The sequence below is a fragment of the Streptomyces sp. NPDC001851 genome, assembly GCF_040297165.1.
Classification (GTDB): Bacteria; Actinomycetota; Actinomycetes; order Streptomycetales; family Streptomycetaceae; genus Streptomyces.
Window position 1 is genome coordinate 267,759 of record NZ_JBEOYR010000011.1, and the last position, 25,747, is coordinate 293,505.

Sequence of the window (25,747 nt, forward strand, 5' to 3'; positions counted from 1 at the left end):
GTCTGGAACATCGAAGAAGGAGCGCCTGACATGGCCGCCACTCAGGAAGAGATCGTCAAGGGTCTCGCCGAGATCGTGAACGAGATCGCTGGCATCCCGGTTGAGGACGTCCAGTTGGACAAGTCCTTCACCGACGACCTGGACGTCGACTCGCTGTCCATGGTCGAGGTCGTCGTCGCCGCCGAGGAGCGCTTCGACGTGAAGATCCCGGACGAGGACGTCAAGAACCTCAAGACCGTCGGCGACGCGACCGACTACATCCTCAAGCACCAGGCCTGAGTCACCCCTTAGGCCTCAAGGCTGCAAGGCCCCGCCACCCGGCGGTGGCGCCGTAGATCCCGCATCTGTTGGAGAAAGAATTCCCGTGAGCCCGACCAATCGCACCGTGGTCGTCACCGGTATCGGCGCAACCACACCGCTGGGTGGCGACGCAGCCTCGACCTGGGAGGGTCTGGTCGCCGGCAAGTCCGGCGTCAAGCCCCTGGAGCAGGACTGGGCGGCCGAGCAGGCCGTCAAGATCGCGGCCCCGGTCGCCGTGGAGCCCACCGAGGTCCTCCCGCGGCCGCAGGCCCGCAAGCTGGACCGCTCGGCGCAGTTCGCGCTGATCGCGGCCCAGGAGGCCTGGAAGGACGCCGGCTTCACCGGCAAGGCCGGCGAGGACGGGTCCGTCGACCCCGACCGGCTGGGCGCGGTCATCGCCTCCGGCATCGGCGGCGTGACGACCCTGCTGGACCAGTACGACGTGCTGAAGGAGAAGGGCGTCCGCCGCGTCTCCCCGCACACCGTCCCGATGCTGATGCCGAACGGCCCCTCGGCCAACGTGGGCCTGCTGGTGGGCGCCCGTGCGGGTGTGCACACGCCGGTCTCCGCGTGCGCCTCGGGCGCCGAGGCCATCGGCTACGCCATCGAGATGATCCGCACCGGCCGCGCCGACGTCGTCGTCGCCGGCGGTACGGAGGCGGCCATCCACCCGCTGCCGATCGCCGCGTTCGGCAACATGATGGCGATGTCCAAGAACAACGAGGACCCGCAGGGTGCCTCGCGCCCCTACGACGTCGACCGCGACGGCTTCGTCCTCGGCGAGGGCGCCGGCGTGATCGTCCTGGAGTCCGCCGAGCACGCCGCGAAGCGCGGGGCACGCGTCTACGCGGAGGCCGTCGGACAGGGCATCTCCGCCGACAGCCACGACATCGTGCAGCCGGAGCCCGAGGGCCGCGGCATCTCGCACGCGCTGCAGAACCTGCTGGACAACACCGACCTGGACCCGGCCGAGATCGTGCACGTCAACGCGCACGCCACGTCGACGCCGGCCGGTGACATCGCCGAGCTGAAGGCGCTGCGGAAGGTGTTCGGCGACGACGCGGACCACATGGCGGTCTCCGCGACCAAGTCGATGACCGGTCACCTGCTCGGTGGCGCGGGCGGTGTGGAGTCGGTCGCGACCGTGCTCGCGCTGTACCACCGGGTGGCGCCGCCGACGATCAACGTCGAGAACATCGACCCCGAGGCGGAGGCCAACGCGGACGTCGTCCGCGGGGAGGCCCGCAAGCTCCCGGTCGAGGGCCGCATCGCCGCGCTGAACGACTCGTTCGGCTTCGGCGGCCACAACGTGGTCCTGGCGTTCAGGACCGTCTGAGAACGTGAGTGAGGGCCCCTGCCGCTCGGCAGGGGCCCTTTTCTCATGCAGTCGGTTGCGGGAACTCACACCACCTGGTGCAGCCAGCGGACCGGGGCGCCTTCGCCGGCGTACCTGAAGGGCTCCAGCTCGTCGTCCCAGGGCTTGCCGAGGAGCTTGGCGATCTCGGCCTCCAGGTCGGTCTCGTCCCGCTGGGACCGTGTCAGCGCCGCGCGCAGGCGGTCCTCGGGGATGAGGATGTCGCCGTGGATGCCGGTGACGGCGTGGAAGATGCCGAGGTCGGGGGTGCAGCTGTAGCGCTCGCCCTCGGCGGTCGCGCAGGGCTCCGCGGTGACCTCGAAGCGGAGCAGGTGCCAGCCGCGCAGCGCGGAGGCCAGCTTGGAGGCCGTGCCCGCCTCGCCCTGCCAGGAGAACTCCGAGCGCCAGGTGCCGGGGGCCGCGGGCTGCCGGATCCAGTCGAGGTTGACGCGCGTGCCGAGCACCCCGGCGATGGCCCACTCGACGTGCGGGCACAGCGCGCGCGGCGCGGAGTGCACGTACAGAACTCCACGTGTCGTCACCGGAACCTCCGGGCAGAGCGGGACATCTTGCGGACTGGCTGGCGGCAGTGGCACGACGGCCGCGTTGATGGCGAGGCTACCCTGCGGCGGTGCAAGGAGTGTGACGTACCGTCGCTCCCGGCGCCGGGAAACCTCTGCCATTCACCCAGGGGGACGCTTGTACGGGGGTACTCCGTTCCAAGGTGCCAGGTCGGGAACCCTCGCACGTTGTTATGGAAAGAAGCACCCGAACACCGGATTCGACGACGAGGGGATCACCAGGGGATGCGGAAGCGAAGCAGCCGTGGGCGGGCCGCTGCCGCCGTCGTGGCGGCCGCCGTGCTGGGCGTCGCCGGGTGCGACGCCGGGGGCGGCAGTTCGCCCGCGCCCGAGGGCACCAAGGCGCGCGCCGCCAGGCCCGCGCCGGTGTGGAACCGCAGCCCGGCCTCGATCGCCGCGGTCGGCGACTCCATCACGCGCGGCTTCGACGCGTGCACGGTGCTGTCGGACTGCCCCGAGGTGTCGTGGGCGACCGGCAGCGACGCGAAGGTCGACAGCCTGGCGGTGCGCCTGCTCGGGGTCACGGGCGCGGCGGAGCGCAGCTGGAACTACGCGCAGACCGGCGCCCGCATGGCTGACCTGCCGGGGCAGATGGCCCAGGCGGCGGCCCGCGGCCCGGAGCTGGTGACGGTGATGGTGGGCGCGAATGACGCCTGCCGTGCGTCGGCGTCGGCGATGACCCCGGTGGCCGACTTCCGTGCGCAGTTCGAGGAGGCGCTGCACACCCTGCGTGCGGCGCGGCCGAAGACGCAAGTGTACGTGGCGAGCGTGCCGAACCTGAAGCGGCTGTGGTCCGAGGGCCGGGCCGATCCGCTGGGCAAGCAGGTGTGGAAGCTCGGCATCTGTCCGTCGATGCTGTCCGACGCGGACGACCTGACCGGCGCGGCCACGCTGCGCCGGGACCAGGTGCAGCGGCGGGTGGTGGAGTACAACAAGGTGCTGAAGGAGGTCTGCGCCAAGGACCGCCGCTGCCGTTTCGACAACAACGCGGTGTACGACTACCGCTTCGACACCGACCAGCTCAGCCACTGGGACTGGTTCCACCCCAGCAGGGACGGCCAGGCCCGGCTGGCGGCGATCGCGTACCGGACGATCATCGCGCCCCGTCCGGTCGCCCAGGTCCGCTAGCTGGTCTCGCCGCGCATCCGTTTGGCCGCCTTGGTCAGCAGGGACATCGCGGCGCCGCAGATCAGCAGCGTGCCGCCGCCGACGGCGATCCCGGGGAGGTCCAGGCCCTTGATGCCCTCCCCCGTCACCGTCGTGGCCAGCACGAAGATGATGGAGTACAGGCTCCGCCCCACCTTCGCCCCGGCCGGAATCACCTGGAGCAACTGCGGAATGGTGGTCGCGGCGGCCAGCGCCATCCCGAAGGGCAGGGCCGCGCCCAGCATCAGCGCGCCGAAGCCGAGCGAGTTGCCGTACGCGCCCCAGCCGGCGCCCTTGTAGAGCAGATAGCCGGTCGCGGCGAGGGACAGCAGGACCAGCAGGCCGTTGAGGTAGGCGGCCTGGGTCGCGGCCTTGCGGGCGCCGGGCAGATGCGCGGCCGGGGAGCGCCAGGCGTCGGCCGTGACGAGCCGCAGCTGCCGCTTGAGGGCCTGCATCTGCAGCAGCGAGAAGACACCGAAGGCCAGCAGGCCGAGTCCGGCGAGCGCCGCGACGAAGCCGGCGGGCTGCCGCGTGATGCCGTAGTGGACACCGCCGAAGGTGAGCGGGATGCCGAGGACCATGCCGTAGGCCATCGGCTTGGACTTGGCCTGGATCCTCAGCGCCAGATCACGCTGGGCCGGGCTGAGGTTCGGGTCCAGCCGCATCCGTCCCTCGCCGACGTGCTGGGCGGGTGGTTGGGGGGGCTGCTGCGGGTGCCCCTGGGGCGGATACGGCTGCTGCGGCGGGTAGGGCTGCTGCGGATACGGCTGCTGGTACTGCGGCGGATACGGCTGCTGGTACGGCTGTTGGTACTGCGGCGGCTGCCCGTACGGCCCCGTCGGCTGCTGCTGGCCGTACGGCCCCGGCTGCTGGCCTGGATACACGATGTCTCTCCCCCGTGCCCGGTGTGTTCCGGTGTTCGCGGGCCGGGAGTCTATCCGTATCCGGAGGTGACGAGCCCCGGTCCAGGGGTCAGGTCCCGGACCGGGGCTGCTCGTGGGGGGACTTGTCCCGGATCAGACGTTAATAGGTGCGGCGAGCCTGCGGTCCGCGATCGAGCGTCCGACGGCGATCTCGTACGAACCCTTCACAACCGCCCACGTCTTCGCCTCTTCGTCCCAGACCTCGAAGGCGCGGCGCGGCAGGGCGACCGTCACCTCGGCGCTCTCGCCGGGACCGGCCTCGGCGGAGGCGAAGCCGGCCAGCTGCCGGGCCGGGCGCTCGGGGCCGGGCCCGGCCGGGGCGACGTAGACCTGGACGACCTCCCGGCCGGGGCGCTCGCCGGTGTTGCGCAGGCGGATGCGCACGGTGGTGCCGTCGACGTCCAGGGCCTCGTAGGACCAGTCGGTGTAGCCGAGGCCGTGGCCGAAGGGGTATGCGGGGGTGCGGCCGGACTTCTCCCAGGCGCGGTAGCCGATGAAGACGCCCTCGGAGTAGCGAAGTTCACCGTCGGTGGGGACGACCTGGGTGACCGGGGCGTCGGTGAGGGAGCCCCAGGTGGTGGGGAGCCGGCCGCCGGGTTCGTGGGTGCCGGTGAGGACGTCGGCGAGGGCGGCGCCGCCCTCCTGGCCGGGGAACCAGCTGAGCAGGACGGCGGCGGCCTCGTTCCGCCAGGGCAGTTCGACCGGTGAGCCGGAGTTGACGACCACGACCGTGTTCGGGTTGGCGGCGGCGACGGCGCGGACCAGGTCGTCCTGGCGGCCGGGGAGCCTCAGGTCCGTACGGTCGAAGCCCTCGGACTCGACCCGGTCGGTGGTGGCGACCATGACGACGGCGGTGTCGGCGTTGCGCGCCGTCTCGACGGCCTCGGCGATCAGCTCGTCGGGGTCGCGCTGCGGCTCGGCGTGGGCGAGCGCGAAGGCGACGACCTTCATCGGGATGTCCTCGGGGAGCCGGACGACATGGGTGAGGGAGACGTCGACCGGCTCGCCGGCGGTGAGTTCGGCCCGGGCCCGGGGCACGGGAGCGCCGAAGAAGACCTCGAAGGGGTCCTGCTTGTCGGGGCGCTGGACGTCGTCGTAGTACGTCGTCCCGTCGATGGTGAGGGTGAAGGGGCCCATGCCCTTGATGCCGAAGGTGTGCGGGCCGGTCGTGCGCGGGGTGAAGGTTCCGGTGAGCTCGACGGTGTGCAGGGTGCCGTGGGTGACGCCCTCGGGGAGGTCGGAGCCCATCCACTGGATCAGGCCGTTCGGGGCGGAGCGGGTGCCGATGACCCGGCCGTCGCTGTCGCGGCAGACGGCGCCGAGCCGGAACCCCCGGTCGGCGACGGCGAGTTCGGTGGCCGGGTCGGCGCCGACGGCGTAGCTGAGGGTGCCCTCGGGGAGTGCGGCGGTGAGGCCGTCGAGCGGGGAGACGATCCGGGCCGGGAAGACGGTGGCCGAGCCGCCGCCGAGGACGCGGGCATCGCGGGCGGCGGCGCCGATGAGGGCCACCGTGCCGTTCGGTTTCAGGGGCAGGGCGGCGTTCTCGTTGCGGACGAGGACGAAGGAGCGGCGGGCGATCTCGCGGGCGAGGGCCTCGCCGTCGACGGGCGCGGGCGGTTCGGCCACGACGGGTTCGGCACCGTCGAGGATCCCGACGCGGGCGGCGAGCCGCAGGACGCGCCGCACGGCCGCGTCGACGGTGGCCTCGGCGACGCGGCCGTCGCGTACGGCCTGGGCGAGGGCCTCGCCGTAGACGGTCCGCGGCCCGGGCATGGCCACGTCCAGGCCGCCCTCGATCGCGCCGACGGTGTCCCGGGCGGCCATCCAGTCGGACACGTTGAACCCGTCGAATCCCCATTCACCCCGCAGGACTTCGCCCACCAGATGCCGGTGCTCGGTCATCGTCATGCCGTTGACGGAGTTGTAGGCGGTCATGACACCCCAGGGGCGGGCGTTCTCGACGATGGCCTCGAACGGGGCCAGGTACAGCTCGCGCAGGGCGCGTTCGGGGACGACGTTGTCCACGGTGAACCGGTCGGTCTCGGCGTCGTTGGCCACGAAGTGCTTGACGGTGGTGCCGACTCCGCCGGACTGGACGCCGGCGACATACCCGCTGCCGATCACGCCGGTGAGATACGGGTCCTCGCTGTAGCACTCGAAGTGCCGGCCGCCGAGCGGGGACCGGTGCAGGTTGACCGTGGGCGCGAGCAGCACATGGACGCCCTTGCGACGGGCCTCCTGGGCGAGCAGCACACCCGCCCGGCGGGCGAGTCCGGGATCCCAGGTGGCGGCGAGCGCGGTGGGCGAGGGCAGGGCGACGGAGGGGTCGTCGGCGCTCCAGCGCACGCCGCGCACGCCGATCGGGCCGTCGGACATCACCAGGGACCGCAGTCCGATCTCCGGCAGCGCGGGCAGACTCCACACGTCCTGGCCGGCCAGCAGCCGCGCCTTGGCGTCGAGACCGAGCTTGCGGAGAGCGGCCTCGACGACCGCCTCACGGGCCGTGTCGGCCGGGCTGGGCTGTGATCCCGCCATCGCGGTGCCTCCTCGTTGACGCGCGCGGACGCCTCAATCCTGCCTCCGCTGCCTGCCAGGGAATCAAGACCGCCCCGTGGCTCTTGAACCCTGAGCCGGATCAGTCCGCCACCGGGCCGCAGCCGGACAGCCGTCAGTCACCCACCCCGAACCGCCGCGACGACCTCGATCTCCACCTGTGCCTCCGGGCGGAACAGCCGCGGTACTTCGAAGGTCATGCTCGTCGGCGGGGTGCCCGGGAGGAACTCCCGGCGTACCGCGCCGTATTCGCCGAGTCTGGTGATGTCGGTCAGGTACGTGCGGATGTTGATGACGTCCGCGAGCGTCGCGCCGTGGGCCTTGAGCAGCGCGTCGATCGTCTCGAAGGCTCCGCGGGTCTGGTCCGCCAGGGTGGTGCCCTCGGCGATCTGGCCCGAGAGGAACAACAGGGCGCTGCCGTCGGCGTGTTCGACGCGGGCCACCTGGGAGTAGTAGGGGCTGAGGGGCTGCGGTGCGCAGGCGGGGCTGTCCAGGGTGATCTGCACGGGGGCTCCTTCAGCTGGTACGGATGATGTGGGTGGCCGCCTGCGCGATGTCGGCGTGGGACAGGGCCGGTTCGTGCCGGGTGGTCCGCCTGAGGCGTTCCAACACCGTTGTGGTGACCGGGAGTTCGGTGGCACTCGTGGCGATCCGGAGGTCCTTGACGGCCAGGTCGGTGGTGAACAGCACCCCGTCGGCGAAGGCACGCTCCACGGCGCCGCCGAGCGGGCCCGCCCTCAGGGCATCGCGGGCGGTGTCGCCGTCGAGGCCCAGCGCGGCGGCGAGCCGCAGCGCCTCGGCGACAATGCCGACGCCGCCGATCACCGCCGTGTTGACGACGAGTTTGAGCGCCGCGCCCGAGCCGGGCGGACCGGTGCGGGTGACCGTGCCGAGGCGGGCGAGGACATGGTCGACGGCGGCGGTGTCGCCGCCCGCGAGGATGCCGAGCGTGCCCTCGGCGGCCCGGTCCGTGCTGCCCGTGACCGGTGCGTCGACCAGGTTCACGCCGTCCTTCAGGCGTGCGGCCAGCTCCCGTACGGCGTCCGGTCCCACGGTGGACATCTCGATCCAGGTCGTGCCCGGCCGCAGTTCCGGCGCGACGGCGTCGGCGACGGCGGTGAGCGCGTCCGGTCCGGCGAGCATGGTGATCACGACGTCGGCGTCCCGCACGGCGCCGGCCGGCGACCCGGCGAGCGCGGCTCCCTCGGCGACGAGCGGCTCGGCGCGCGCCCGGGTGCGGTTCCAGACGGTGAGCGGGTGACCGGCCGTGAGCAGCCTGCGGGCCATCGGGGCGCCCATGTGGCCCAGCCCCAGGAAGGCGATCTTCTCCGTGTGCTCCATGCCGTCGACGCTAGGACCGGCCGTGCGATGCGACAAGCGAATGTCTAGCATCAGTGCCATGCCGTCTCCGCATGCCGAGCCCGAGCTTCCCGATCTGTCCACCGTCTGGCTGCGCGTGTTCCTGGAGGTCGCCCGGCACGGTTCGTTCACCGTGGCCGCGCGCACGCTGGGCTGGACCCAGTCCGCGGTGTCCCGGCAGATCTCGTCACTGGAGGCCGCCCTCGGCGGCGGTCCGCTCTTCGACCGGCTGCCGCGGGGGGTGCGGCTCACGGAGGCCGGCCGGGCGCTGGTGCCGTACGCCGAGGCCGTGGCGGAGTCGCTGCGCGGCGCCACGCGGGAGCTGGCCGAGTTGCGCACGGCAACGGGCGGGCGGCTGCGGTTCGGCGCGTTCGCCACCGCCGACGCCGCGCTCGTCCCGCACGCGCTGGCCGCCTTCCGGGCCCGTCACCCCCGGGTGCGCGTCACGCGCGAGGAGGGCCTCTCCCCTGCCCTGCTGGACCGGCTGACGGCCGGCCGGCTCGACCTCGCGGTGGTCTCGACGACGGGCCGCGCCCCGCTGGAGGCGTATGCGCTGCACCACCTCCTCGACGAGACCCTGTACGTCGCCGTCCCCGCCGGCCATCCGCTCGCCGCGGCCGGCGAGCCGGTGCGGCTGGCCCGGCTCGCCGACGCCGACTGGATCGCCGGCAGCGCCCGGCCCGGGGGCACCCTCCTCGACGCGGCCGTACGGCAGGGTTTCCGGCCGCGCGTCGCCCATGTCGTCGCCGAGTGGACCGCGAAGCAGGGCTACGTCGCGGCCGGCCTGGGCGTGACCCTGGTCCCGGCACTGGCCGCCGCGTCCGTGCGTCCGGATGTCGCCCTGCTGCCGGTGCACGCCGAGGACGCCCCGCCGCGGACCGTGTACGCGGCGACGGTGCGGGGACGGTCGCCGACGGCGGCGGCCCGGGCCTTCGTGGCGGCGCTCCGGGAGGCGGCGCGGCGGATCCCGCGCTGAGCCGGAGCGGTGCCGCTCAGTGCGACGGCGCGAGCGCGAGGCTGATGCCGAGGCCGGCCAGGACCGAGCCGATGACCTTGTTGAGGATCTTCTGGCCGCGCAGCATCAGGGCCCGCATCCGGGCCTGCGAGAAGAACGCGGCGACCACGCCGAACCACAGCAGGTGGGCGAGCGACATGAACAGGCCGTAGCCCACCTGCCGGTACAGCGGGGTGTCCGGGCTGACGACCTGGGCGAAGGTGGAGACGACGAAGAGGGTCGTCTTCGGGTTGAGCACGTTGGTGAGGAAGCCGGTGCGCAGCGCGGCGAACGGGGTCAGCTCGCGCCGGTCGTCCAGGTCGATCCTGAGCTCGCCGCGGGTGCGGTAGGTGCGGATGCCGACGTAGACCAGGTAGGCCGCGCCGATCAGCTTGATCACCGTGAACAGGGCGGTGGAGGAGGCGATCAGCAGGCCGACGCCGAGCAGGGTGTAGGTGACGTGGACCAGGACGCCGGCGGCGACGCCCGCGGCGGCGAGCAGGCCGGTGCGGCGGCCGTACAGGTAGCTGTTGCGGACGATCATCGCGAAGTCGGCGCCGGGGGCGATCACGGCGAGGACCGTGATGACGGCGACGGCGAGTATCTGGGTCATGGGGTGACATCCTCCGGTCGGGGCTCCCCGTCGGGAGCCGGGTCGTCGTCGGCGCTGTCCTCGCCCAGCAGGTCGCGGGCGAGGAGCGTGGCGCCCGCGACCGCGCCCGGCATCAGGAACACCGCGACGAACGGGATCAGGAAGGCCAGGCCGAGGGGCGTACCGAACCCCCAGACCAGGGTCTTGCGGGAGCGGAGCAGGGCGAGCCGGGCTCGCAGGTCGACGCCCCGGCGCTGCAGGGCCACGGCGGCCAGTTCCTCGGTGAGGAAGAAGCCGGTGACGAAGAAGCCGAGCACGGGGACGACGGTCTGGCCGACGAACGGCAGGAAGCCGAGGGCGAAGAGCAGTACGCCCCACAGCGCGGCCCGTACCAGGACGCGCAGGCTGTCCCGGGCCGAGATCCACAGCTCGCGCCAGAGCGGCAGGTCCGACCGCGGGGCGGTGCCGTCGGGCGAGACGTCGGCGTCGACCCGCTCCGACAGGTTCTCGTAGAAGGGCTGGCCGATCAGCAGGGTGACGGCGGTGAACGTCAGCACGGCCAGCAGCAGGCCGAGGGCGAACAGGACGGCCGTGAGGAGACCCCGGAACAGTCCCTGCCAGGGGCTGGACCAGTCGTCCGCGAACGGGGTCGCCCAGGTGACCGCGTCCTCGCCCCACACGGCGAGCGCGACCAGCGCGGCCGTGTAGAGGACCAGGGTGATCAGCCCGGGCAGCAGCCCGAAGCCGTACTGGCGGCCGTGCCGGGCCATCCAGCGCTGCCCCTTCAGCAGATGACCGAATCCCGCCCCAAGATCGCGCATGGCGGAACTCTACCGATGGTCAGCCGGCCAGCATGCGGCGCAGCAGATCGCGCAGGGAGCGGCGTTCGTCCTCGGAGAGACCGGCGAGGGGTTCGCGGGCGAAGTGGAGGCCCTCGCGGAGGTCGCGGGCGACGCGCAGGCCGTCGTCGGTGGCGGCGGCCACCTTCACCCGGCGGTCGGCCGGGTCGGGGCGGCGCTCCACCAGGCCGCGGGACTCCAGGCGGTCCACTATGCCCGTGACGTTCGACGGCTCGCACTTCAGCTTGTGCGCCAGCTTCCGCATGGGCAGCGGCTCCACCGACAGCAGGCTGAGGAGCCGGGCCTGCGGTCCGGTCAGTGCGTGCTCGCCCGCCGCTGCCTCGTAGTCCGCGTAGAAGCGGGCCACGACGTCCCCGATGAGTTCGACGACCTCCATCGTCAGGGCGTCGGGGCGGTGGGTCTTCGGTGGTGTGGCCATAACCGCCAGAATACCCGCTTACTTGACATCATGAAATATCGAAGCGCATGGTTGTTTCAGGTACTGAAGTAATCAGGAAAGGCGCTGTCATGATCAACCGCGAGTGGCACCTGCTCAGCCGCCCCGAGGGCTGGCCGAAGCCCGAGGACTTCGCGCTCGTCGAGACCCCCGTCCCGGCCCCGGGCGAGGGCCAGGTGCTGGTACGGAACAAGTTCCTGTCCGTGGACCCGTACATGCGCGGCCGGATGTCGGCGGCCAAGTCGTACGTCGCCCCCTTCGAGCTGGGCAAGGTCATGCAGGGCGGCGCGGTCGGCGAGGTGATCACCTCCAACGCCGAGGGCATCGAGGCCGGTGACCACGTCCTGCACTTCTTCGGCTGGCGCGAGTACGCGGTCGTGGACGCGAAGAACGCGGTCAAGGTGGGCCCGGCGGCCATCCCGGCCGTCAAGGTCGACGACAAGGCCCCCGAGGTGCCGCTGTCGGCGTACCTCGGCGTGCTCGGCATGACCGGCCTCACCGCCTACGCCGGCCTGCTGCGCACCGCCTCCTTCAAGGAGGGCGACATCGTCTTCGTCTCCGGCGCGGCCGGCGCCGTCGGCAGCCAGGTCGGCCAGCTCGCCAGGCTGCTGGGCGCCTCGCGGGTCATCGGCTCGGCCGGGTCCGACGAGAAGGTCAAGCTGCTGGTCGAGGAGTACGGCTTCGACGCCGCGTTCAACTACAGGAACGGCCCGGTCGCCGAGCAGCTGCGCGAGGCCGCGCCCGACGGCATCGACGTGTACTTCGACAACGTCGGCGGGGACCACCTGGAGGCAGCGATCGGTTCGCTGAACCAGGGCGGCCGGATCGCCGTCTGCGGCATGATCTCCGTCTACAACAACACCGAGCCCGCGCCGGGGCCGAAGAACCTCGCCCGCCTCATCCAGACCCGGGGCCGCATCGAGGGCTTCCTGGTCGGCGACCACTACGACCTGCAGCCGGAGTTCGTCCAGAAGGTCGGGCCCTGGGTCGCCTCGGGCGAGCTCAAGTACCGCGAGACGGTCGTCGAGGGCATCGAGAACACCCTGGAGGCGTTCCTCGGGCTCCTGCGCGGCGACAACATCGGAAAGATGGTCGTCAAGCTCTAGGCTTCACTGAATTTCCGGCATGCGGTAACTTCATTCCGAAATCCGTCGTCGATCGTGGGCGCGAGTCGCGGCGGACCGAGGAGGAAGACAACCGCATGCCCATCACGCAGTCCGATGTCCTGTACACCGCCGTCGCCACCGCCGAGAACGGCCGTGACGGCCGGGTCGCCACGGACGACGGCCGACTGGACGTCGTCGTGAACCCGCCGAAGGAGATGGGCGGCAGCGGGTCCGGGACCAACCCGGAGCAGCTGTTCGCCGCGGGATACTCCGCCTGCTTCCAGGGGGCGCTGGGCGTGGTCGCCCGCGCCGAGGGGGCCGACGTCTCCGGGTCGACCGTCACCGCCAAGGTCGGGATCGGCAGGAACGACGACGGGTTCGGGATCATCGTGGAGATCTCGGCGAGCATTCCCGGCGTGTCCCCCGAGGTGGCGCGGGAGCTGGTGGAGAAGGCCCACCAGGTGTGCCCGTACTCGAAGGCGACGCGGGGGAACATCACCGTGACGCTGGCCTGACGGTCGTCGTTGCGTACGGAGGAGGCCGCACCCTTGGACGTGGGGTGCGGTCTCTTTTCGGCGGGGGGCGTCCGCCGGGTCCGGTGGGACCGCGGGTGCGGGTCGTGGCGGGTCGCTCGCGCGGTTCCCCGCGCCCTTTCGGGCCGGCCCTCTCGCCCCGGTTTCAGGAGCGGCCCTCAGTTCGCCGCCAGCGCCGCCCGGTGCAGCACGCGCACGAACGTGTCGTTCTCCGGTGCCGTACCGCCCGGGAACGCCATCCGGCGGCGCGTGTAGCCGTAGGCCAGGCCACTGCGCGGGTCGGCGAAGGCCTGGCTGCCGCCCGCGCCGCTGTGGCCGAAGGCGCCGGCGCCCAGGACGGGGTGCCACGCGTCGGCGGTCGCCTGGAAGCCGAGGCCGTACGACCTGTGCGCGCGGGCCACCAGGTCGTAGCCCACGGAGTGGATCTGGCCCACCTCGGCGACCGTGTCGGGCTTGAGCAGCGGTGGCCGGTCGTCCAGTTCGCTGATGGCCGCCGCGTACATCTGCGCGAGGCCTCGCGCGGAGGCGACGCCGCCCGCCGACGCCGGTCCCTTGGCCCGTACGAGGCGGGAGTTGGCGTGGTCCGCCAGGGTGCCCGGCTCCGGGACGTGGGTGTTGAAGGCGATGGAGGCCAGGGTGTGCGGGCCGGTCGGCCGGGCGTCCAGCAACGCCTGCTGCGCGGGGGTCGGCAGCATCGGCTGGACCGAGCGGAAGCGCGGCTCCTCGGACTCGGGCAGGCCCAGGAAGAAGTCCGTGCCGTACGGGGCGCGCACCCGCTCCTCGTACACCTCCTGGAGCGTGTGGCCCGTGGCCCGGCGGACCACCTCTCCGGTGAGCGCGCCGAGCACCAGCGCGTGGTAGCCGAAGGCCGTCCCCGGGCGCCAGAACGGCTTCTGGTCGGCGAGCCGTTCCGCCATCGCACGGTCGTCGGCCAGTTCCTCGACGGAGAACCCGGCGTCGATGCCGACCAGGCCCGCCCGGTGCGCCAGCAGCTCTCTCAGGGTCACCGCGCCCTTGCCCTCGGCGGCGAACTCGGGCCAGTAGTAGGTCACTTTGCGGTCCAGCTCCAGGGTGCCGTCCTGCACCAGCAGTGCGACCACCAGGTGCGCCGCGCCCTTGGCGGACGAGAACACGCCGTACAGGGAGTCCGCCTCCGCGCCCGCCCACAGGTCGACGACCCGCCGTCCGTGCACATACGCGCACAACTGGCCCTCGTAGTCGTCGCGTTCACCCGCGACGAAGGCGGCGAACTCCTCACGCACCGTCTCGAAACCCTCGGCTACCGTGCCCTGGACGGTGATCTGCTGCGTCATCGCTCTCCTCAACTGAGCCGCTGCTCGCTGCTCCCTCGCAGGACAACGCCCGTTCCCGCTCGGGACGTTCCCGAGACCGGTACGGCGCGCTGTGCCTGTTCGACTCAACCGTCGTGGGCGGCCGGGGGTGTCATCGATGCCCCGGATGGCGGATGGCGCGGGGTGGTGCACGCTCGCGCGCCAGGGCTCAGGTGCACCACCGGCTCAGGTGCATGCCCCACCGGCTCAGGTGCACCACCACAGGAAGCGGGTGCAGGTCCTGGTGGGCGCGGGCGTCGGGGAGGGGGCGGACGTCGTCGGGGCGCTGGACGGAGCGGGGGCGGGCCTGGACGCGGCGGGGGGCGCCGGGGCCTTGGAGGTCGCGCCTGAGCCCGTCGCGGCAGTCGGCCGCGCCGTGCCGGTGCTCTTGGCGTCGGGCGACGCGGAGTCCTTGCCCTTCGGGGACTTGGAGGCCGACGCGCGGGGCGAGGCGTCCGGGGAGGCGGAGCCGGCCGCGCCCGGCCGCGTGCCGGAGGCGCCGTCGACCGGGCCGGCCGTGGTACCGGGCGACGCGGAGGAGGTGCCCCCGTCGGCCGCGGTGTCCGAGGCCGGGTCGGGCCGGCCGCTGGTGAAGGGCGAGAAGGGCGCGTCCGTGCCGAGTTCGGCGAGGCTGAGGCCGCCCGCGGCCAGTACGAAGCCCGCGGTGACCAGCAGCGCGCGGCGGCGCCGGCGCCGGTGTGCCGCGGCCTTGCGGTCACGGCGGCTGGCGTCGGCGTCGGCGGGGCTCACGGTGGCGGTGCCGCGCCCCCTGCGCCGGGCGGCCCGGCCACCGGGCTCGGGGTCGGCGTCGGGGTCGTATCCGGGGTCCGCCTCGGACTCGGCGTCGTATCCGGGGTCCGGCTCGGGCTCGGGGTCGTATCCGCGGTCGGGCCCGGGCTCGGGGGCCAGGTCGCTGTCGGGTGCCGGCCCGGTCTCCGCTTCGGGCGCCCAGGCGTCCTGCCGCTCGGGCCTCGTCGGCCACACCACCTGTTCCGGCCCGGCCGGCTCGTACTGCTGGGGAATGCGGTACTCGTGGGACTCGGGCTGCGCGTACTGCTGAGGGACGCCGTACCCCGGCATCCCACCCGTGCCCGCGTGGGCGTACGCGACCGTCGCTTCCGCGGTCGGGCGTGCCGGTGCTCCGCACCCGGGGCAGGCCAGGGCGCCGTTGAGGTGCCGTTGGCACGGGTGGCAGTAGTCCATGACGCCGGAAGACTAGATTCCCCATGGGGCATGTTCCTAGGCACCGCTGTGAAGGTTTCGTAGAAAGCGAAATAATTCTCGAAAGGCTTGTCGAAACCATTACCTGTTCGACCCATTGACACCCCGACCACCCCGTCCTTACTGTCACGCCAGCATTTCGAACGTGTGACGAAATCTCGAACAGCTGAGGGGCAACTGCCGTGCGCATCACCGGAATCAGCACGCACGTGGTCGGCACGCCGTGGCGCAACCTGACCTACGTCCAGGTGCACACCGACGAGGGGGTCACGGGAGTCGGGGAGACCCGGATGCTCGGTCACACCGACGCGCTGATCGGCTACTTGCGGGAGGCCGAGGCCAATCACATTCTCGGCTCGGATCCGTTCGCCGTCGAGGATCTCGTACGCCGGATGAAGTACGGCGACTACGGTCGCGCGGGTGAGATCGTGATGTCCGGCATCGCGGTCGTCGAGATGGCCTGCTGGGACATCAAGGGCAAGGCGCTGGGCGTACCGGTCTGGCAGCTGCTCGGCGGCAAGGTGACCGACAAGGTCAAGGCGTACGCCAACGGGTGGTACACGACCGAGCGAACTCCGGAGGCGTACCACAAGGCCGCCCAGGGGGTGATGGAGCGCGGGTACCGCGCGCTCAAGATCGACCCGTTCGGCACCGGGCACTTCGAGCTGGACCACGAGCAGACCCTGTACGCGGTCTCGCTCATCGAGGCCGTGCGCGACGCCATCGGGCCGGACGCCGAGCTGATGCTGGAGATGCACGGCCGCTTCTCCCCCGCGACCGCCGTCCGGCTGGCCAGGGAGATGGCCCCCTTCAAGCCGGCCTGGCTGGAGGAGCCGGTCCCGCCGGAGAACCTGAAGGCGCTGGAGAAGGTCGCGGCCAAGGTGGACGTCCCGGTCGCCACCGGTGAACGGATCCACGACCGGATCGAGTTCCGCGAGCTGTTCGACAGCCAGGCCGTGGACATCATCCAGCCCGACGTCGGCCACATCGGGGGCATCTGGGAGACCCGCAAGCTCGCGGCGACCGCCGAGACGCACTACATGCTGGTCGCGCCGCACAACGTGGGCGGGTCCGTGCTCACCGCCGCGAGTCTCCAAGTCGGCTTCACCGCACCGAACTTCAAGATCCTTGAGCACTTCAACGACTTCGCGGACGCGGAGATCAAGAAGGTGGTCAAGGGGGCGCCGCAGGTCGTGGACGGCTACTTCCACCTGTCCGGCGCGCCCGGTCTCGGCGTCGAGCTGGACGTCGACGCCGCCGCCGAGTTCCCGCAGCAGCAGGCCCGGTTCGACCTGTGGGCCGAGGGCTGGGAGCAGCGCAAGCCGAAGGGTACGAAGTGAGCTCCCAGGTCGTCGTGGAGGCGCCGGGCGCCCACCGGGTCGAGGAGCACACTCCTCGCGATCCCGGCCCCGGGGAGGCGCTGGTGGCCGTGCACGCGGTGGGCATCTGCGGCAGTGACCGCGAGGTGTACCAGGGCAACCGGCCAAAGGGGTATGTGCGGTATCCGCTCACGCCCGGGCACGAGTGGTCGGGGACGGTCGCGAAGGTGGGGCCGGGGGTCCCCGCGTCCCTGGTCGGCCGCAAGGTCGTCGGGGAGGGCTTCCGCAACTGCCAGGTGTGCGACCGCTGCCACGCCGGCGAGACCACGCTGTGCACGGCCGGGTACGAGGAGACCGGGTTCACCCGGCCGGGCGCCATGGCCGGCACGCTCACCCTGCCGGCCCGGCTGCTGCACGCCCTGCCGGACCACGCCGACCTCACCGCCGCCGCCCTGCTGGAGCCGGCCGCCTGCATCGCGGCCGCCGCGCTCAAGGCGGGCGCCCGGCCGGGCGAGCGGGTCGCGGTGGTCGGCACGGGCACGCTCGGGATGTTCGCGGTGCAGTTCCTGAGGGCGGTCTCACCGGCCGAGCTGCTGGTGGTGGGCACCCGCGACGACCGGGAGGCGCTGTCCGGGCGGTTCGGCGCCACCGACTTCCGGCTGAAGGACCAGGAGCTGCCCGACCACTTCGACGTCGTCATCGAGACCGCCGGGTCCGCGTCCGCCGCGCGGACCGCCGCCTCCCTGCTCCGGCGCGGCGGACGGCTGGTGCTGACCGGGATCCCGGCGCCGGGCGCGGACGGGCTCGACCCGACCGATCTCGTCGTACGGCAGCTGGAGGTGCACACCGTCTTCGGGGCACCGCCGGACGCCTGGGCGCACGCCGTGCGGATGTTCGGCGCCTGGCTGCTCGACCCGCTGCCGCTGGTCACACACGAGCTGCCGCTGACCGGGTTCCCGCAGGCCATCGAACTGGTCGGGGCCGGTGATCCGAAGGTGGGCAAGGTGCTGCTCCGCCCCTGAAACGTACGCCGGTCAGGGTGTGACCTGACGGCGCCCTGACCGGCGTACCACCAGCCCTTTTTTCTGCTCCGAGCCGCGAACCTCGTCCGAAATATCGAACACAAAGGACAGCTTGTGACCGACGCTTCCGCCCCGGCAGCCCGCAGGCCCGGCGAACAGGTGCTCGCCGCCCTCGGCCTGGCCGCGCCCGCCCTCGACCCCGCCGACTCCTCCGCCCACAGCTTCCCGGGCGGCGGCCGCTGGCGCACCGAGATCCCCTCGTGCGAGGGTCCCGAAGCGCTGGCGGTCGTCCTGAAGGAGGCCTCCCGTCTCGATGTGCCGATCCACCGGATCAGCCAGGGCAGCGGCGTGTGGATGCTCACCGACGCCGAGATCACCGAGATGGTCGACGCCACCGACGAGCGCGACATCGAACTGTGCCTGTTCACCGGCCCGCGCGGCACCTGGGACATCGGCGGCTCGGTACGGTCCGACTCGCGGGGGGCCGGACTGCGCGCACGGGGCCACGACGCCGTCGCCGGATGCGTCGAGGACGCCGTACGGGCGACCGAGCTGGGCGTCAAGTGCCTGCTGGTCGCCGACGAGGGCGTGCTGTGGACCCTGCACCGGGCGCGGGAGAACGGCATCATCCCGGCCGACACCACGCTGAAGGTCTCGGCGCTGATCGGCCCCGTCAACCCGGCCTCCTACGCCGTCTACGAGCGGCTCGGCGCCGACTCCGTCAACGTGCCCAGCGATCTGACGCTGGACCACCTCACCGAGATCCGGCGCGTCTCCGGCGCACCGATGGACATGTACATCGAGGCCCCCGACGACCTGGGCGGCTATGTGCGCATGTACGAGGTCGCCGAGCTGATCCGGCGCGGCGCCCCGCTCTACCTGAAGTTCGGCCTGTCCAAGGCGCCCGGCATCTACCCGTGGGGCACCCATCTGCGGGACGTGACCCTGGACACCGCCCGGGAGCGGGTGCGGCGCGGCCGGCTCGCCCTGGACCTGCTCGCCCGGCACGGCGCGGACGGCGACATGGCGCCGCTCGGCTCCCGGCTGCCGGGGGCTCTCCACCGCTTCCCCGCCGACGCGTGAACCGCCGTAAGTGACCCCTCTCAACGACGAGACGACCAAGGAATGATCACCATGCGCAACCGCAGAGCCGCACTCGCCGCGATAGCCGGAACCGCCTCGCTCGCCCTCACCCTGACCGCCTGCGGCCAGAGCGGCTCGGGCGGCAGCAAGGAGAAGACGGGCGACGTCAAGGGCGCCACGATCGGCATCGCGATGCCGACGAAATCCTCCGAGCGGTGGATCAACGACGGCAACGACATGGTCAAGAACCTCAAGGCCAAGGGCTACAAGACCAAGCTGGTCTACGGCGAGGACGACCCGAGCACCCAGGTCTCGCAGATCGAGAACATGATCACGCAGGGCGTCAAGGGCCTGATCATCGCGGCCATCAACAACAAGTCCCTGAACAACGTGCTCCAGGAGGCCGCCCAGGCCCACATCCCGGTCATCGCCTACGACCGGCTCATCCTCGGCACCAAGAACGTCGACTACTACGCCTCGTTCGACAACGAGAAGGTCGGCACCCTCCAGGGCACCTACATCGTGCACAAGCTCGGCCTGGACAGCGGCAAGAAGGGCCCGTTCAACATCGAGCTGTTCGCCGGGTCGAACGACGACAACAACACCCAGTACTTCTTCGACGGCGCCATGAAGGTGCTCCAGCCGTACATCGACAAGAAGCAGCTGGTGGTCAAGTCCGGGCAGACCAAGCTCAACCAGGTCACCACCCTGCGCTGGGACGGCACCACCGCGCAGAAGCGCATGGAGGACATCCTCACCTCCTCCTACAAGAGCGGCCGGGTCGACGCGGTGCTCTCGCCCTACGACGGCATCTCCATCGGCATCATCTCCGCGCTGAAGTCGGACGGCTACGGCTCGGGCAGCAAGCCGCTGCCCGTCATCACCGGACAGGACGCCGAGCTGGCCTCGGTGAAGTCGATCATCGCGGGCGAGCAGTCCCAGACCGTCTTCAAGGACAGCCGCAAGGAGACCGCGGTCGCGGTGTCGATGGTCGACGACGTCCTGCACGGCAGGAAGCCGCAGGTCAACGACACCAAGACCTACACCAACGGCGCCAAGGTCGTCCCCGCCTACCTGCTCCAGCCGGTGAGCGTGGAGAAGACCAACTACGAGGACGTCCTGGTCAAGGGCGGCTACTACACCGAGTCCCAGCTCAAGTGATCCCGACCGTCCGCCCGACCCCACACTGATTGGAAGGCACGACCATGGCGGGACCCGTCCTGGAAATGCGCTCGATCGTCAAGACCTTTCCCGGTGTCAAAGCGCTGTCGGACGTCACGCTGACCGTCCGGCAGGGCGAGGTCCACGCCATCTGCGGGGAGAACGGCGCCGGCAAGTCGACCTTGATGAAGGTGCTCTCCGGCGTCCATCCGCACGGCACGTACGAGGGCGAGATCCTCTTCGAGGGAGAGGTCTGCCGCTTCAAGGACATCCGGGCGAGCGAGCAGCGCGGCATCGTCATCATCCACCAGGAGCTGGCGCTGGTGCCGTACCTCTCCATCGCGGAGAACATCTTCCTCGGCAACGAACACGCCACGCGCGGGCTGATCAACTGGCGCGAAACCCTGCGTCACGCCACCGAGTTGCTGCGGCGCGTCGGTCTCGACGAGCACCCGGAGACCCGCGTCGCCGACATCGGCGTGGGCAAGCAGCAGCTCGTGGAGATCGCCAAGGCGCTGTCGAAGGAGGTGAAGCTGCTCATCCTCGACGAACCGACGGCGGCCCTGAACGACGAGGACAGCGGCAAGCTCCTCGACCTGATCCTGGAGCTGAAGAACCAGGGCATCACCTCGATCATCATCTCCCACAAGCTCAACGAGATCCGCGGGGTCGCCGACTCGGTGACGATCATCCGCGACGGACGGTCCATCGAGACGCTGGACGTGAAGGCGGAGGGGACGACCGAGGACCGGATCATCAGCGGCATGGTGGGCCGCGACCTCGACCACCGCTTCCCCGAGCGCACCCCGCACCAGCCGGAGGAGGGCGCGGCGCCCGCGCTGGAGATCCGCAACTGGACCGTGCTCCACCCGATCGACCAGCAGCGCAAGGTCGTGGACGATGTGTCGATCAGCGTCCGCCGGGGCGAGATCGTCGGTATCGCGGGCCTGATGGGCGCCGGCCGCACCGAGCTCGCGATGAGCGTCTTCGGGCGCACCTACGGCCGGTACGCGGGCGGCACGGTCCTCAAGGACGGCGTCGAGATCCGTACCAAGTCCGTCGCGGAGGCGGTGGGGCACGGCATCGCGTACGTCACCGAGGACCGCAAGCACTACGGCCTCAACCTGATCGACACCATCAACCGGAACATCTCGCTGACCGCGCTGAGGAAGGTCGCCAGGCGGGGCGTGGTGGACGAGCAGGCGGAGCGGCAGGTCGCCGAGGGCTTCCGCACGTCCATGAACATCAAGGCGCCGACGGTGTTCGAGCCGGTCGGCAAGCTGTCCGGCGGCAACCAGCAGAAGGTCGTCCTCAGCAAGTGGATCTTCGCCGGTCCGGACGTGCTGATCCTGGACGAGCCGACCCGCGGCATCGACGTGGGCGCCAAGTACGAGATCTACACGGTCATCGACCAGCTGGCCGCCCAGGGCAAGGCGGTCGTCTTCATCTCCTCCGAGCTGCCCGAACTGCTCGGCATGTGCGACCGCATCTACACGATGGCCGCCGGGCGGCTGACCGGTGAGGTGCCGCGGGCCGAGGCCACGCAGGAAGTGCTGATGCGCCAGATGACGAAGGACAAAGAGGTAACGCGATGAGCACGGACGTCACCGACAAGAGCCCGGCCGCGGCGCCGCCGGGCAAGGGCGGACCGACCGCCGGCGAGGGTCTGCTGCAGCTGGTGCTCGGCGGCCTGCGCCGCAACATGCGCCAGTACGGCATGCTGATCGCGCTCGGTCTGATCGTCGTCCTCTTCCAGTTCTGGACCGACGGCGACCTGCTGCTGCCGCGCAACGTCTCCAACCTGGTGCTGCAGAACAGCTACATCCTGATCCTCGCGATCGGCATGATGCTGGTGATCATCGCCGGGCACATCGACCTGTCGGTCGGCTCGATCACGGCGTTCGTGGGCGCGTTCGCGGCGGTGCTGACGGTGCAGCACCATGTGGCGTGGCCCGTCGCCCTGGTGCTGTGCCTGCTGGTGGGCGCGGTCGCGGGCTCCGTGCAGGGCGTCCTCATCGCGTATTTCGGCATACCGTCGTTCATCGTCACCCTCGCCGGGATGCTGCTCTTCCGCGGTCTGACGGAGATCCTCCTCAAGGGGCAGACCCTGGGCCCGTTCCCGGACGGCCTGCAGAAGATCGGCAACGGATTCCTGCCCGAGGTCGGCCCGAACACCAACTACCACAACCTCACCCTGCTCCTCGGCCTCGTCCTGATCGCCTCCGTGGTGTGGCAGGAGGTGCGCGACCGCCGCCGCCAGCAGGAGTTCTCCCTCGACGTGGTGCCGAGGAACCTCTTCCTGCTCAAGCTCGTCGCCCTGGTCGCCGCGATCACCGCCCTCACGATGCTGCTCGCCAGCTACGACGGCGCGCCGATCATCCTGATCGTCCTCGGCGTCCTGGTGGGCGGCTACGGCTACGTCATGCGCAACTCGGTCTTCGGCCGCCACATCTACGCCATCGGCGGCAACCTGCCGGCGGCCAAGCTGTCCGGCGTGAAGGACAAGCGCATCACCTTCCAGGTGTTCCTGAACATGGGCGTGCTCGCGGCCCTGGCCGGTCTGGTGGTCGCCGCCCGGCTGAACGCGGCCTCGCCGAAGGCGGGCGACGGCTTCGAACTGGAGGCCATCGCCTCCTCGTTCATCGGCGGCGCCTCCATGAGCGGCGGTGTCGGCACCGTCCTCGGCGCCATCATCGGCGGTCTCGTCCTCGGCGTGCTGAACAACGGCATGAACCTCCTCAGCGTCGGCACCGACTGGCAGCAGGTCATCAAGGGCCTGGCCCTGCTGGCCGCGGTCGGGTTCGACGTGTGGAACAAGCGCAAGTCCGGTTCGTGAGGGTCCAGAAAAGGGAGCCGTACCCATGGAACTGAACAGACGCACGGTCATCGCGGGAACAGCGGCGGGTCTCGCCGCCACCGCCCTCGGCACGACGGCATCAGCCGCTGCCGCGGCGGGCGCCCAGACCGCATCCGGAAGGAAACCGGTGAAGGAGTACTTCGGCACGCTCGCCGACGGAACGAAGGTCCACCGCTGGTCGCTGGAGAACGGCGGCACCCGCCTGAAGGTCCTCTCCTACGGCGGCATCGTGCAGTCCCTGGAGATACCCGACCGCCACGGCCGGTACGCCAACGTCTCCCTCGGCTACGACAACCTCGACGCGTACGTCAAGGGAACCACCTACTTCGGCGCCACCATCGGCCGCTACGGCAACCGCATCGCCAAGGGCCGGTTCACCCTGGACGGCAAGAAGTACCAGCTGTCCGTCAACGACGGCGTGAACAGCCTGCACGGCGGCAAGCAGGGCTTCAACACCAAGGTGTGGGACATCGAGCCCTTCACCGCCGGCTCCGACGTGGGCCTGCACCTGTACTACACGAGCGTCGACGGCGAGATGGGCTACCCCGGCACGCTGAGGACGAAGGTCACCTTCACGCTGAACCGGCACGGCGACTGGCGGATCGACTACAAGGCGACCACCGACAAGCCGACGATCGTCAACCTCACCAACCACACCTACTACAACCTCGCCGGCGAGGGCAGCGGCAGCATCTACGACCACGAACTCTGGCTCGCGGCCGGCCGCTTCACGCCCACCGACTCCGGTCTGATCCCCACCGGGGAGCGGGCGGACGTCAAGGGCACCCCCTTCGACTTCACCCGCCCCAAGCCGATCGGCCGGGACATCCGCACAGGCCATCCGCAGCTGGTCACGGCCAAGGGCTACGACCACAACTTCGTGCTGGACAAGGGGGTGACCGCGCGCCCGGAGCACGTCGTCACGCTGCGCGACCCGAAATCCGGCCGCACCCTGAAGATCCTCACCGACCAGCCCGGTGTGCAGTTCTACTCCGGCAACTTCCTCGACGGCACGCTCGTCGGCCAGTCCGGTCACACCTACCGGCAGGGCGACGGACTGGCCCTGGAGACCCAGCACTTCCCGGACTCGCCGAACGAGCCGTCGTTCCCGTCGACCGTGCTGCGGCCGGGGCAGACGTACCGGACGACGACGATCCACCGGTTCTCGGCGTGAACCACGCCACACAGCCGGTGAGTTGAACGCCACTGGCGTCCCTTCCGTATCCATGGGCGGCCCGTGCTCCCCCGCACGGGCCACCCTGAACGGAGGTCTCCCTTGGCCGGCAACGTCACCTCGTTGTTCAGCGGCGGAGCCGCGCACAGCCCCTCCATGGCGGCGCTGACGCGCGAGGGCGACGGGACCGGCCCGGTGGACTTCTGCATCCCGTGCAACCCGTACTTCCCGACGCCGGCCATGTACGACGAACTGGCGGGCCGGTTGCGCGAGATCATCACGTACTACCCGAGCGGCGCCGACACCATCACCGGCGAACTGTGCTCCCTGCTGGGACTGCCACCGCAGTGCGTGGCGATGGGCAACGGCTCCACGGAGCTGATCACCTGGATCGACCACCTGCTGGTGCGCGAGTCCCTCGCCGTCCCGGTGCCCACCTTCGGCCGCTGGACCGACCAGCCGATGGAGACCGGCAAGCGGGTCGACATGTTCCCGCTCCAGGAGGCGAGCGGGTTCGCACTGGACCTCGCGCAGTACGCCGAGTTCATCCGCACCCGCAGGACCCGGGCGGCGGTGATCTGCAATCCCAGCAACCCCGACGGCGGCTATGTCCGCAAGCAGTCGGTGGTGCAGTTCATGGACGCGATGGCGGACCTGGACCTGATCGTGGTCGACGAGTCCTTCCTGGAGTTCGCCGACGCGGAGACCGAGCCCAGTGTCGTCCAGGAGGCCATGCTCCGCCCCAACGTGATCGTGCTGCGCAGCCTCGGCAAGAACTTCGGCCTGCACGGCGTACGCTTCGGCTACCTGGTCGCCAACCCGGCGCTCGCCGGGAAGGTGCGGGGCATGCTCCCGAAGTGGAACCTCAACTCCTTCGCCGAGCACGTGGTGTTCATGCTGAAGGAGCACGGCGCCGAGTACGCGCAGAGCCTGCAGCAGGTCCGCCGCGACCGGCTGGAGATGGCCAGCCACCTGTCGGCGCTGCCCGGGTTGACGGTGTACCCGTCCCAGGGCAACTTCCTCTTCGTGCGCCTGCCCGTCGGCGCCGAGGGCACGATGGTCCGGGACCGGATGCTCACCGAGCACCGGATCCTGGTCCGGGAGTGCGGCAACAAGATCGGTTCGTCCAGCCGCTTCCTGAGACTCGCGGTGCGCCCCCAGGTCGACGTGCGTCGCCTGGTGTCCGGCCTGGAGCAGGTGCTCTACGGGTCCAGGAGGGGAGCCGCCGTACCCGAGCTGGGCACCGGGACCAGCTACAGCTCGGGTACGGCGGCGGTGGACCGGCTGATGAGCGAGACCAACGGACGCGGAATACCCGCGGCGCCTCAGCCGACGCCCATGCCCACGCCACTGCCGGCAGCACCGCAGCCGTTGCCCGCGGCGGCCCAGCAGCCCGTGGCGCCGGTGCCGCAGCCGATGCCCATGCCCATGCCCGCGGCGGCGCAGCCGGCACCGGCGCCCGCGCCCACGCCGCCCGGGGTACCGGCCCGGGGTGGGCTCACGGCCGCTCAGGTGAGGGGGATGACGGCGCCGGCGACCGGTCTGACTCCGGCCCCGGCGACGGGGTGGCCCAATGCGCAGAGCTGGCCCAACGCGGCGGGGGCCTGACGCCTGCGCGGCATCGGCGGTGCTTCAGAGGCTGTGGGCGGTGATGTCGCCGTGGGAGGTGGTGGCGCGGATGTCCAGTGCGGTGGTGCCGTCGTTCTTGAGGGTGTTGGTGATGCGGCCGTAGGCGGTGCCGGCGTCCAGGGCGGCGGAGACGCCGGTGGCGGCGCCGATGGTGATGTCGCCGGACTGGGTGCGCAGTTCGACGGTGCCGTGTACGGCTTCGGTGATGCGGAT

Annotated in this window: 24 protein-coding genes and 1 pseudogene; 14 read left to right on the forward strand and 11 right to left on the reverse strand. The window is 71.1% G+C overall.

Annotation, left to right across the window (positions count from 1 at the left end):
• Positions 1–30 precede the first annotated feature (30 nt).
• Positions 31–279 carry an acyl carrier protein gene (locus ABT171_RS18930; RefSeq protein WP_067123645.1) on the forward strand — a complete coding sequence of 83 codons (249 nt, stop codon included), beginning with the start codon at positions 31–33 and terminating at the stop codon, positions 277–279.
• An 85-nt stretch (positions 280–364) separates the two neighbouring features.
• Positions 365–1,636 carry a beta-ketoacyl-ACP synthase II gene (gene fabF, locus ABT171_RS18935; RefSeq protein ID WP_351245111.1) on the forward strand — a complete coding sequence of 424 codons (1,272 nt, stop codon included), beginning with the start codon at positions 365–367 and terminating at the stop codon, positions 1,634–1,636.
• 65 nt (positions 1,637–1,701) lie between these two features.
• On the opposite strand, the gene ABT171_RS18940 is transcribed toward fabF, so the two are convergent.
• Positions 1,702–2,196, reverse strand: a complete 495-nt coding sequence (locus ABT171_RS18940) for a DUF3145 domain-containing protein (RefSeq protein WP_351245113.1) — start codon at positions 2,194–2,196, stop codon at positions 1,702–1,704.
• 264 nt (positions 2,197–2,460) lie between these two features.
• Here ABT171_RS18940 and ABT171_RS18945 point away from each other — a divergent pair, with 264 nt between their 5' ends.
• Positions 2,461–3,363 (forward strand): SGNH/GDSL hydrolase family protein, encoded by a 903-nt coding sequence (locus ABT171_RS18945; RefSeq protein WP_351245115.1) that lies wholly within the window; start codon positions 2,461–2,463, stop codon positions 3,361–3,363.
• Here ABT171_RS18945 and ABT171_RS18950 read toward each other — a convergent pair.
• The 4 genes from ABT171_RS18950 to ABT171_RS18965 all read right to left on the reverse strand — a co-directional run bounded on the left by ABT171_RS18950 (position 3,360) and on the right by ABT171_RS18965 (position 8,198).
• Positions 3,360–4,265, reverse strand: coding sequence for a hypothetical protein (locus ABT171_RS18950; RefSeq protein WP_351245117.1), 906 nt, complete (start codon positions 4,263–4,265; stop codon positions 3,360–3,362). The two genes, ABT171_RS18945 and ABT171_RS18950, sit on opposite strands and share 4 nt — an antisense overlap.
• Positions 4,266–4,397: 132 nt before the next feature.
• A complete protein-coding gene (locus tag ABT171_RS18955; protein WP_351245119.1) occupies positions 4,398–6,839 on the reverse strand; it encodes a glycoside hydrolase family 3 protein in 2,442 nt (813 codons plus the stop codon).
• 137 nt (positions 6,840–6,976) lie between these two features.
• Positions 6,977–7,363 carry a RidA family protein gene (locus tag ABT171_RS18960; protein WP_351245121.1) on the reverse strand — a complete coding sequence of 129 codons (387 nt, stop codon included), beginning with the start codon at positions 7,361–7,363 and terminating at the stop codon, positions 6,977–6,979.
• Between the two features lie 10 nt (positions 7,364–7,373).
• Complete coding sequence (locus tag ABT171_RS18965; protein ID WP_351245122.1) at positions 7,374–8,198, reverse strand: NAD(P)-dependent oxidoreductase; 825 nt, start codon at positions 8,196–8,198, stop codon at positions 7,374–7,376.
• A 58-nt stretch (positions 8,199–8,256) separates the two neighbouring features.
• Here ABT171_RS18965 and ABT171_RS18970 point away from each other — a divergent pair, with 58 nt between their 5' ends.
• Entirely contained in the window at positions 8,257–9,192 is a 936-nt protein-coding gene (locus ABT171_RS18970) for a LysR family transcriptional regulator (protein WP_351245124.1), read from the forward strand.
• A 16-nt stretch (positions 9,193–9,208) separates the two neighbouring features.
• Here the strand turns inward: ABT171_RS18970 and ABT171_RS18975 are convergent, their stop codons facing one another.
• Genes ABT171_RS18975 through ABT171_RS18985 form a run of 3 tightly spaced genes read right to left on the reverse strand, consistent with a single transcriptional unit; the run spans position 9,209 to position 11,080 of the window.
• The gene (locus ABT171_RS18975; protein ID WP_351245126.1) at positions 9,209–9,823 is read right to left on the reverse strand and encodes a LysE family translocator; all 615 of its coding nucleotides are present in this window, start codon (positions 9,821–9,823) and stop codon (positions 9,209–9,211) included.
• Positions 9,820–10,623 carry an EI24 domain-containing protein gene (locus tag ABT171_RS18980; protein WP_351245128.1) on the reverse strand — a complete coding sequence of 268 codons (804 nt, stop codon included), beginning with the start codon at positions 10,621–10,623 and terminating at the stop codon, positions 9,820–9,822. The genes ABT171_RS18975 and ABT171_RS18980 overlap by 4 nt, the downstream gene beginning before the upstream one ends.
• Before the next feature lie 19 nt (positions 10,624–10,642).
• Entirely contained in the window at positions 10,643–11,080 is a 438-nt protein-coding gene (locus ABT171_RS18985) for a MarR family winged helix-turn-helix transcriptional regulator (RefSeq protein ID WP_351245130.1), read from the reverse strand.
• Between the two features lie 89 nt (positions 11,081–11,169).
• On the opposite strand from ABT171_RS18985, the gene ABT171_RS18990 reads away from it, so the two are divergent.
• Complete coding sequence (locus ABT171_RS18990) at positions 11,170–12,204, forward strand: NADP-dependent oxidoreductase (protein ID WP_351245132.1); 1,035 nt, start codon at positions 11,170–11,172, stop codon at positions 12,202–12,204.
• A gap of 95 nt (positions 12,205–12,299) precedes the next feature.
• The gene (locus ABT171_RS18995) at positions 12,300–12,719 is read left to right on the forward strand and encodes an organic hydroperoxide resistance protein (RefSeq protein ID WP_351245134.1); all 420 of its coding nucleotides are present in this window, start codon (positions 12,300–12,302) and stop codon (positions 12,717–12,719) included.
• 176 nt (positions 12,720–12,895) lie between these two features.
• Here the strand turns inward: ABT171_RS18995 and ABT171_RS19000 are convergent, their stop codons facing one another.
• Positions 12,896–14,050 (reverse strand): serine hydrolase domain-containing protein, encoded by a 1,155-nt coding sequence (locus tag ABT171_RS19000; RefSeq protein WP_351245136.1) that lies wholly within the window; start codon positions 14,048–14,050, stop codon positions 12,896–12,898.
• 225 nt (positions 14,051–14,275) lie between these two features.
• Complete coding sequence (locus ABT171_RS19005; RefSeq protein WP_351245138.1) at positions 14,276–15,271, reverse strand: SCO2400 family protein; 996 nt, start codon at positions 15,269–15,271, stop codon at positions 14,276–14,278.
• Positions 15,272–15,471: 200 nt separating this feature from the next.
• Between ABT171_RS19005 and ABT171_RS19010 the strand changes: the two genes are divergently transcribed.
• From ABT171_RS19010 to ABT171_RS19045, 8 genes are all read left to right on the forward strand, one after another.
• A complete protein-coding gene (locus tag ABT171_RS19010) occupies positions 15,472–16,629 on the forward strand; it encodes a mandelate racemase/muconate lactonizing enzyme family protein (RefSeq protein WP_351245140.1) in 1,158 nt (385 codons plus the stop codon).
• Positions 16,626–17,630 (forward strand): zinc-dependent alcohol dehydrogenase, encoded by a 1,005-nt coding sequence (locus ABT171_RS19015; RefSeq protein WP_351245142.1) that lies wholly within the window; start codon positions 16,626–16,628, stop codon positions 17,628–17,630. Before ABT171_RS19010 ends, ABT171_RS19015 begins: the two co-directional genes overlap by 4 nt.
• 114 nt (positions 17,631–17,744) lie before the next feature.
• On the forward strand, positions 17,745–18,713 hold the full coding sequence (locus ABT171_RS19020) for a hypothetical protein (RefSeq protein ID WP_351245144.1): 969 nt from the start codon (positions 17,745–17,747) through the stop codon (positions 18,711–18,713).
• 51 nt (positions 18,714–18,764) lie between these two features.
• On the forward strand, positions 18,765–19,874 hold the full coding sequence (gene chvE, locus ABT171_RS19025) for a multiple monosaccharide ABC transporter substrate-binding protein (protein ID WP_351245146.1): 1,110 nt from the start codon (positions 18,765–18,767) through the stop codon (positions 19,872–19,874).
• A gap of 44 nt (positions 19,875–19,918) precedes the next feature.
• The gene (gene mmsA, locus ABT171_RS19030; RefSeq protein WP_351245148.1) at positions 19,919–21,469 is read left to right on the forward strand and encodes a multiple monosaccharide ABC transporter ATP-binding protein; all 1,551 of its coding nucleotides are present in this window, start codon (positions 19,919–19,921) and stop codon (positions 21,467–21,469) included.
• Positions 21,466–22,710, forward strand: coding sequence for a multiple monosaccharide ABC transporter permease (gene mmsB, locus ABT171_RS19035; protein WP_351245150.1), 1,245 nt, complete (start codon positions 21,466–21,468; stop codon positions 22,708–22,710). Before mmsA ends, mmsB begins: the two co-directional genes overlap by 4 nt.
• A gap of 25 nt (positions 22,711–22,735) precedes the next feature.
• Entirely contained in the window at positions 22,736–23,905 is a 1,170-nt protein-coding gene (locus ABT171_RS19040; protein WP_351245152.1) for an aldose epimerase family protein, read from the forward strand.
• 102 nt (positions 23,906–24,007) lie between these two features.
• Positions 24,008–25,513 carry a pyridoxal phosphate-dependent aminotransferase gene (locus ABT171_RS19045; RefSeq protein WP_351245154.1) on the forward strand — a complete coding sequence of 502 codons (1,506 nt, stop codon included), beginning with the start codon at positions 24,008–24,010 and terminating at the stop codon, positions 25,511–25,513.
• 24 nt (positions 25,514–25,537) lie between these two features.
• Here the strand turns inward: ABT171_RS19045 and ABT171_RS19050 are convergent.
• Positions 25,538–25,747, reverse strand: a pseudogene (locus ABT171_RS19050) (DUF4097 family beta strand repeat-containing protein); the annotation flags it as partial.

Excerpts from the sequence above, each read along its gene's own strand:
- ABT171_RS18930 (WP_067123645.1), top strand. The coding sequence starts at position 31 with ATGGCCGCCACTCAGGAAGAGATCGTCAAGGGTCTCGCCGAGATCGTG.
- ABT171_RS18945 (WP_351245115.1), top strand. The coding sequence starts at position 2,461 with ATGCGGAAGCGAAGCAGCCGTGGGCGGGCCGCTGCCGCCGTCGTGGCG.
- ABT171_RS18955 (WP_351245119.1), bottom strand. The coding sequence starts at position 6,839 with ATGGCGGGATCACAGCCCAGCCCGGCCGACACGGCCCGTGAGGCGGTC.
- ABT171_RS18965 (WP_351245122.1), bottom strand. The coding sequence starts at position 8,198 with ATGGAGCACACGGAGAAGATCGCCTTCCTGGGGCTGGGCCACATGGGC.
- ABT171_RS18970 (WP_351245124.1), top strand. The coding sequence starts at position 8,257 with ATGCCGTCTCCGCATGCCGAGCCCGAGCTTCCCGATCTGTCCACCGTC.
- ABT171_RS18975 (WP_351245126.1), bottom strand. The coding sequence starts at position 9,823 with ATGACCCAGATACTCGCCGTCGCCGTCATCACGGTCCTCGCCGTGATC.
- ABT171_RS18980 (WP_351245128.1), bottom strand. The coding sequence starts at position 10,623 with ATGCGCGATCTTGGGGCGGGATTCGGTCATCTGCTGAAGGGGCAGCGC.
- ABT171_RS18985 (WP_351245130.1), bottom strand. The coding sequence starts at position 11,080 with ATGGCCACACCACCGAAGACCCACCGCCCCGACGCCCTGACGATGGAG.
- ABT171_RS18990 (WP_351245132.1), top strand. The coding sequence starts at position 11,170 with ATGATCAACCGCGAGTGGCACCTGCTCAGCCGCCCCGAGGGCTGGCCG.
- ABT171_RS18995 (WP_351245134.1), top strand. The coding sequence starts at position 12,300 with ATGCCCATCACGCAGTCCGATGTCCTGTACACCGCCGTCGCCACCGCC.
- ABT171_RS19000 (WP_351245136.1), bottom strand. The coding sequence starts at position 14,050 with ATGACGCAGCAGATCACCGTCCAGGGCACGGTAGCCGAGGGTTTCGAG.
- ABT171_RS19005 (WP_351245138.1), bottom strand. The coding sequence starts at position 15,271 with ATGGACTACTGCCACCCGTGCCAACGGCACCTCAACGGCGCCCTGGCC.
- chvE (WP_351245146.1), top strand. The coding sequence starts at position 18,765 with ATGCGCAACCGCAGAGCCGCACTCGCCGCGATAGCCGGAACCGCCTCG.
- mmsA (WP_351245148.1), top strand. The coding sequence starts at position 19,919 with ATGGCGGGACCCGTCCTGGAAATGCGCTCGATCGTCAAGACCTTTCCC.
- mmsB (WP_351245150.1), top strand. The coding sequence starts at position 21,466 with ATGAGCACGGACGTCACCGACAAGAGCCCGGCCGCGGCGCCGCCGGGC.
- ABT171_RS19040 (WP_351245152.1), top strand. The coding sequence starts at position 22,736 with ATGGAACTGAACAGACGCACGGTCATCGCGGGAACAGCGGCGGGTCTC.